Source organism: Modicisalibacter coralii, assembly GCF_004117855.1.
GTDB lineage: Bacteria > Pseudomonadota > Gammaproteobacteria > Pseudomonadales > Halomonadaceae > Modicisalibacter > Modicisalibacter coralii.
In genome coordinates this window covers 45,357-52,117 of record NZ_QWBW01000032.1, presented here as the reverse complement: position 1 = coordinate 52,117, position 6,761 = coordinate 45,357, and the positions used below count along the sequence as shown (strand labels likewise).

At 65.8% G+C, this 6,761-nt stretch carries 6 protein-coding genes and 1 pseudogene; 6 read left to right on the top strand and 1 reads right to left on the bottom strand.

Annotated elements, in window-relative coordinates:
* The 6 genes and pseudogenes from D0901_RS16645 to D0901_RS16620 all read left to right on the top strand — a co-directional run.
* Positions 1 to 616: pseudogene (locus tag D0901_RS16645) on the top strand (malate synthase G); the annotation flags it as partial.
* Positions 617 to 888: 272 nt separating this feature from the next.
* Entirely contained in the window at positions 889 to 1,155 is a 267-nt protein-coding gene (locus tag D0901_RS16640; RefSeq protein ID WP_129141418.1) for a DksA/TraR family C4-type zinc finger protein, read from the top strand.
* A gap of 134 nt (positions 1,156 to 1,289) precedes the next feature.
* Entirely contained in the window at positions 1,290 to 1,997 is a 708-nt protein-coding gene (locus tag D0901_RS16635) for a dienelactone hydrolase family protein (protein ID WP_129141417.1), read from the top strand.
* Between the two features lie 105 nt (positions 1,998 to 2,102).
* Complete coding sequence (locus tag D0901_RS16630; protein WP_129141416.1) at positions 2,103 to 2,795, top strand: glutathione S-transferase family protein; 693 nt, start codon at positions 2,103 to 2,105, stop codon at positions 2,793 to 2,795.
* Positions 2,796 to 2,867: 72 nt separating this feature from the next.
* Positions 2,868 to 4,433, top strand: coding sequence for a bifunctional GNAT family N-acetyltransferase/carbon-nitrogen hydrolase family protein (locus D0901_RS16625; protein ID WP_129141415.1), 1,566 nt, complete (start codon positions 2,868 to 2,870; stop codon positions 4,431 to 4,433).
* Positions 4,434 to 4,443: 10 nt separating this feature from the next.
* Complete coding sequence (locus D0901_RS16620; protein ID WP_129141414.1) at positions 4,444 to 5,235, top strand: M90 family metallopeptidase; 792 nt, start codon at positions 4,444 to 4,446, stop codon at positions 5,233 to 5,235.
* A 58-nt stretch (positions 5,236 to 5,293) separates the two neighbouring features.
* Here D0901_RS16620 and D0901_RS16615 read toward each other — a convergent pair whose 3' ends face one another.
* Positions 5,294 to 6,457 carry a zinc-dependent alcohol dehydrogenase gene (locus tag D0901_RS16615; RefSeq protein WP_129141413.1) on the bottom strand — a complete coding sequence of 388 codons (1,164 nt, stop codon included), beginning with the start codon at positions 6,455 to 6,457 and terminating at the stop codon, positions 5,294 to 5,296.
* Positions 6,458 to 6,761 lie beyond the last annotated feature (304 nt).

The following is a 6,761-nucleotide window of genomic DNA, read 5'->3' as shown; positions in this document are numbered from 1 at the left end:
GCTCGAGCAGAAGATCGGCCACCCCAAGGCCGGCGCCAACACCGCCTGGGTGCCCTCGCCCACCGCCGCGGTGCTCCACGCCCTGCACTACCACCAGGTCGACGTCGCCGCCGTGCAGCAGACGCTGGAATCGCGCCCGGCCACCGACTACCTCGACGACCTGCTCAGCGTGCCGGTGGTCGAGCGCCCGGACTGGTCGGCCGAGGAGATCCAGCAGGAGCTCGACAACAACTGCCAGGGCATCCTCGGCTACGTGGTGCGCTGGGTCGAGCACGGCGTGGGCTGTTCCAAGGTCCCCGACATCCACGACGTGGGGCTGATGGAAGACCGCGCCACGCTGCGCATCTCCAGCCAGCACATCGCCAACTGGCTGTATCACGGCGTGGTCAGCGAGGCCCAGGTCAAGGAGACGCTCGCGCGCATGGCGAAAGTCGTCGACGACCAGAACGCGCACGATCCGGGCTACACGCCGATGACCGCGCACCTGGCCGACTCCAGCGCCTTCCAGGCCGCCTCGGACCTGATCTTCAAGGGCCGCGAACAGCCGGCGGGCTACACCGAGCCGTTGCTGCATCATTGGCGGGCGGTGCACAAGGCCAAGGAACGCACTGCCTAAATGCCTGCGCGGGGGTAGCGCGGCGTTGCACAATACTCGGAATCCTCACCTATGACGTATAGGCTCCGGTTCCTGCGTGTTGTGCGCCTTGCGCTACGCCCCGCTCGGCGATTTATCCAGCGCTTTCCGCGGGGTAACCCTGGCTTTGGGCTAGTCTGATGCTCGTAGCTCGTAGCTCGTAGCTCGTAGCTCGTAGCTCGTAGCTCGTAGCTCGTCGTCGATCGTTCCGGCTAGACTGGAGTTGAAACAGCGACGGGAGCCAGGAGGTCGTCATGGCCGGAGGATGGTCAAGAGATGGCGCGGTACAGGATCAGATCGACAGCACCATCGAGGATGCCGTCGAACGCTCGCGCAGCCAGCTGCCGCGCGGCGAGAGCCTGACCCACTGCGAGGAGTGCGACGCGCCGATCCCCCAGGCGCGCCGCGAGGCGGTCCCCGGCGTGCGCCTGTGCGTCGCCTGCCAGAGCGAGGCCGACAAGCGCCAGTCGGCATTCAGTGGCTACAATCGCCGCGGCAGCAAGGACAGCCAGTTGCGCTGAGTCGCCATGCCGCCTTGCGCATCGGTTGAACGCTCGCCGCTTCAGTTGTTCCGCTGGGTGTCAGCGCCTACGCTTAGCCGACGAACCATTACCGTGTCGCGGGATCGACGCGACACCGCACCATGGAGGAAGGCATGACCCAGCAAGCCGTCACGACCCAGTGGATCGATATCGCCAGCCACGACGGGCAGTCGTTCAAGGGTTACCTGGCCCTGCCGCCGGCCGGCAAGGGGCCGGGCATCGTGCTGATCCAGGAGATCTTCGGCGTCAACCCTCACATCCGCAGCGTCGCCGAGCAGTATGCGCTGGATGGCTACGTGGTGCTCGCCCCGGACGTGTTCTGGCGCCAGGAACCCGGCGTGGAACTCGCCTATGACGGCGACGACATGGACAAGGCCTTCAAGCTGGTCGGCGAGATCGACTTCACGGTGGCGGTCAAGGACCTGGCCAGCACCGTCCAGGCGCTGCGCCAGCGCCCCGAGTGCGAGGGCGAAGTGGCATCGCTGGGTTACTGCATGGGCGGTATCCTGGCCTATCTGGCGGGGATCGAATCCGGCGTCGACCGGGCCGTGTGCTTCTACCCCGGCGGCATCCACAAGCATCTCGACAAGGCCGCCGAGCTGACGGTGCCGACACAGTTCCATTTCGCCGGCAACGACGGCCACATCACCGACGAACACATCGAACAGACCCGTCAGGCCTTCGCCGACCGCGGCGACGTCGAGATCCACGTCTACGACGGCGCCGACCACGGCTTCAACTGCTGGGCGCGTAGCGCCTATCACCGCCACGCCGCGGCGCTCTCTCACGGCCACGCGCTGACCTTTCTCGAACATACTTAAATGCTCGAACGCACCTGACGCGCGAACGCGCCTGCCCCCACTGCCCGCCCCGAAAGCTCCTGGGCGGGTTTCATGATCCTGTTCGTCCACGCGGAGCCCCGTACGATGGCCTATCGCCTTTACATCGCCAACAAGAACTACTCCTCCTGGTCGATGCGCCCCTGGGTATTGATGAAGGCGCTCGATATCCCCTTCGAGGAGGTGCTGACCCCGTTCGAGGGTGCCGGCAAACAGCAGGCCTTCGAGGTCTTCTCGCCCACCGCCAAGGTGCCGTGCCTGCACCACGACGACCGGGTGATCTGGGAGTCATTGGCGATCCTCGACGACCTCGCCGAGGAGCACCCCGCCGCCTGGCCGGGCGAACGCGACGCCCGGGCCTGGGCACGCGGTGCCAGTGCCGAGATGCATGCGGGTTTCCCCGCCCTGCGCGACGAGTGCTCGATGAACTGTGCGCTGACCATCGAACTGGGCACGCCGAGTCCAGCCCTGGCAAAGGACATTGCGCGGCTCGACGCCCTGTGGACGGAAGGACTCGAGCGCTTCGGCGGCCCCTGGCTGGCGGGCGAGACCTTCACCATTGCCGATGCCATGTTCGCACCGGTCGCCATCCGCGTGCGCGGCTACGGCATCACGCTCGGCGACATGGCCGCCGCCTATGCCCGACGCCTGCTCGAGCACCCGGCCGTCGCCGCCTGGATCACCCAGGGCATCGCCGAACCCTGGATCGACGAACCCCACGAGGCCGACTGCATTCGCGGCCGGCGGGTAATCGAGGATCGCCGCGCTCGCACCCCGTGAGCGCCGTCCGCATGCGCGGCACAACATGTTAGGCTGGCGCGATAGTCCGCCATCTCAGGATTCCCGACACCCATGTCGCTCGACGATCTGCACCTCAATCTGCGCAACCTGGCTTCCGACGACTATCCGCAGCTCAAGACGCTGATGGATGCCGTCTACCACGACATCGGCGGGGCCTGGCCCAAGCACACCATCGACAAGCTGATCCAGGAGTTTCCCGACGGCCAGATCCTCATCGAGGACGGCGACCGCATCGTCGGCGTGGCGCTGACCGCGCTGGTCGACTACGACGAGTTCTCCAACCCGCACCAGTACGACGACCTGATCGGCCAACGCGAGATCATTCTCAACGACCCCGACGGCGACGCCCTCTACGGGCTCGACGTGCTGATCGATCCCGCCTACCGCGGCTATCGGCTGGGCCGGCGCCTCTACGAGGCACGCAAGGAGCTGTGCCGCTCGAAGAATCTGCAGGCGATCCTCGCCGGCGGGCGCATCCCCAACTATCACCAGTACGCCGAGGAGATGTCGCCCACCGAGTATCTGGAACGGGTGGCGCGCAAGGAGATCCACGATCCGATCCTGTCGTTCCAGCTGGCCAACGACTTCCAGGTCAAGCGCCTGCTGCGCAAGTACCTGCCCGAGGACGAGAAGTCGCAGGGCTACGCGACGCTGCTGGAGTGGAACAACATCCTCTTCGAGCCCGCCGAGCGGGTCCTCGAGACGCGCAAGACCCAGGTCCGCGTGGGCGCCGTGCAGTGGCAGATGCGCGAATTCGCCTCGGTGGAGGCGGTGCTCCAGCAGGTCGAATACTTCGTCGACGCCGTCGCCGACTACCAGAGCGACTTCGTGGTGCTGCCGGAGCTGTTCAACACGCCGCTGATGGGGCTCACCGACCAGTCCGACCAGCTGGCCGCGATCCACTTCCTGGCCGGCTTCACCGAGCGCTTCAAGACCGAGATCTCGCGCATGGCGGTGTCCTACAACATCAACATCATCGCCGGCTCGATGGTCGAGGAGGGTGAGGACGGCAAGCTCTACAACGTCTCCTACCTGTGCCGGCGGGACGGCGAGATCGACCGCCAGGCCAAGCTGCACATCACCCCGCAGGAGCGCCGCGACTGGGTGGTGGAAGGCGGCGACGAACTGCGCGTGTTCGACACCGACGCCGGGCGCGTGGGCATTTTGATCTGCTACGACGTGGAGTTCCCGGAACTGCCGCGCCTGCTCGCCGACCAGGACATGGACATCCTCTTCGTGCCGTTCTGGACCGACACCAAGAACAGCTACCTGCGGGTGCGTCACTGCGCCCAGGCCCGCGCCATCGAGAACGAGTGCTACGTGGTGGTGTGCGGTAGCGTCGGCAACGTGCCGTCGATCGAGAACCTCGACATCCAGTACGCCCAGTCGTCGGTGTTCTCGCCGTCGGACTTCGCCTTCCCCCACGACGCGGTGCTCTCCGAGACCACCCCCAACACCGAGATGGTGATGTTCTCGGACCTCGACCTCACCCGACTGAAGGTGGTGCGCAGCGAAGGCACGGTGACCAACCTCAAGGACCGCCGTCAGGACCTGTTCGACCTGCGCCTGCGCGACTGGAGCTGGAAGTCCGGCAGTCGTCAGGAGGACACCCCCTGAGGCCACGCCAATGAAGTGGTGGAAGGCCATCAAGGCCTGGCACCGGCGGCACGAGGCCAGCCGGCACCCGTTGCCGCGCGAGGCCTGGCAGCAAGCCTGCCGGCGCCTGCCGCTGCTTGCCGCCCTTTCTACCGAGGACGCCGAGCGGCTGGGCGAGCGCGCCTGGGCCTTCGTGCGTCGCAAGCGCCTCACCCTGCCGGACGACGAGGCCTTCGACCTGCCGGCGCGGCTGGGGCTGGCCGCCCAGGCCTGCCTGCTGACCCTCGGCTGGTCGGATACGGAGGCCAATGAGGCATTCGATAACGTCCACGAGGTGCTGGTGGTGCCCGACGCCTTCCGCCGTCACGTGAGCGAGATGGACGAGGCCGGCGTGGTTCACGAATACGAGGACGAACGGGTCGGCGAGACCTGGTTCCAGGGGCCGGTGGTGATCTCGCTCGTCGATCTCGCCGAGAGCGGCGACTGGAACGGCTTCAACGTGGTGATCCACGAGTTCGCCCACAAGCTCGACATGAGCAACTCGCTGGACGCCGACGGCTTTCCGCCGCTGCCGCGCGACATCGACCCGCGCGAATGGCACCGGATCTTCACCGCGGTATGGGACGACCTGCAGGCTCACCTGGCCCACGGCAGGCCCACGCCGATCGACGACTACGCCGCGTCCCACCCCGGCGAGTGCTTCGCGGTGTGCTGCGAACTCTTCTTCAGCGCCCCCGACCAGCTTCACGGCGTCTACCCCGAACTTTACGCCCTGCTCGGCCGCTACTTCGCCCAGGACCCGCTGCGCCGCCTCCCGGCATGAAAAAGACCCCGCCCGCCCGGACGAGGTCTGTTCGAGGTGCTGTCGACCTGCCGCGAGGTCAGGGCGTCATCACCACCTTGATGCAGCCATCCTGCTTGGCGTTGAAGTTGGCGTAGGCATCGGCCGCGTCGCCCAGCGCGTAACGGTGGGTGATGATGAAGGACGGGTCGATCAAGCCCTGCTCCACGGTCTTCAGCAGCGGCTTGAGATACTGCTGCATGTGGGTCTGGCCGCTCTTGACCGACAGCGACTTGTTCATCAATGCGTTGAGCGCGAAGCCGTCGACCTTGTCGGTATAGACCCCGGGCAGCGACAGGCGGCCGCCCTTGCGCACCGAGAGCACCATCTCGTTGATGGCATTCGGGTGGTTTTCCTCGCCGGAATCCGCCGCGCGCCGTTCGGCCTCGGGGTCACCCTGGCCATGGGCCTCGGCGCCCACGCAGTCGATGGCACAGTCGGGGCCGCGCCCGCCGGTCATCTCCAGCAGCCGGGTATAGACGTCATCCTTCTCGAAATCGATGACTTCGGCACCGGCCTGGGCGCTGGCCAGCTCGAGACGCTCGGGGACCCGATCGATGGCGATCACCCGACCGGCGCCGCGCATCCAGGCGCTGCGGATGGCGAACTGCCCGACCGGGCCGCAGCCCCAGATGGCCACCGTGTCGCCAGGCTCCATGTCACAGTTGTCGACGGCCTGATAGCCGGTCGGATAGATGTCCGAGAGAAACAGCAACTGGTCGTCGCGCAGGTCGGACTCGACCTTGATCGGCCCCACGTCGGCGTAGGGTACGCGCACATATTCGGCCTGACCGCCAGGGATCCCGCCGAGCAGGTGCGAATAGCCGAACAGTGCCGCCGGCGAGTGGCCCATGGCGCCCGCCGCCTGGTCGGCGTTGGGATTGGACTCGTCGCACAGCGAGTACAGGTGCTTGTTGCAGAAGAAACAATCGCCGCAGGAAATGGTGAAGGGCACCACCACGCGATCGCCCTTTTTCAGGTTGTTCACCGCCGAACCGGTCTCGACGACCTCGCCCATGAACTCGTGCCCGAGCACGTCGCCGGCCTGCATGCCGGCCATCAAGCCGTTGTAGAGGTGAAGATCCGAGCCGCAGATCGCCGTGGCCGTGACCTTGAGGATGGCGTCGCGCGGTTCCTGGATCCTGGGATCGGCAACGTTGTCGACACGCACGTCGTGCGTGCCGTGCCAGGTGAGTGCTTTCATGACCGTCTCCTTAGTCGCGAGGGTGACACCCTGTCACCCGATCCTTGCGTGCCCTAGGCTCTGTACGAAAACTGTCTGCGCTCGGCAATACGGCGTTAAAAATCGGCTCAAAATGCTCATTTACACCTCGTAAACTCCGCTTTTTCGCCGATTTTTGCCTTGTCTTTCCTTCGCTCGTCGACTTTTCGTAAAAATCCTAACGTCCCAGAGCACCTTGCACATAGCGACCATCCACGAAATCCTCATGGTTTCAAAAACTTACCGAGAGGAGCCGTCGGCATCGCCGCTCCCTGCAAGCTAGGCA

What these genes read in the sequence shown, in the direction of transcription:
- D0901_RS16640 (WP_129141418.1), top strand. Translation starts at nt 889, where the DNA reads ATGGCCGGAGGATGGTCAAGAGATGGCGCGGTACAGGATCAGATCGAC.
- D0901_RS16635 (WP_129141417.1), top strand. Translation starts at nt 1,290, where the DNA reads ATGACCCAGCAAGCCGTCACGACCCAGTGGATCGATATCGCCAGCCAC.
- D0901_RS16630 (WP_129141416.1), top strand. Translation starts at nt 2,103, where the DNA reads ATGGCCTATCGCCTTTACATCGCCAACAAGAACTACTCCTCCTGGTCG.
- D0901_RS16625 (WP_129141415.1), top strand. Translation starts at nt 2,868, where the DNA reads ATGTCGCTCGACGATCTGCACCTCAATCTGCGCAACCTGGCTTCCGAC.
- D0901_RS16620 (WP_129141414.1), top strand. Translation starts at nt 4,444, where the DNA reads ATGAAGTGGTGGAAGGCCATCAAGGCCTGGCACCGGCGGCACGAGGCC.
- D0901_RS16615 (WP_129141413.1), bottom strand. Translation starts at nt 6,457, where the DNA reads ATGAAAGCACTCACCTGGCACGGCACGCACGACGTGCGTGTCGACAAC.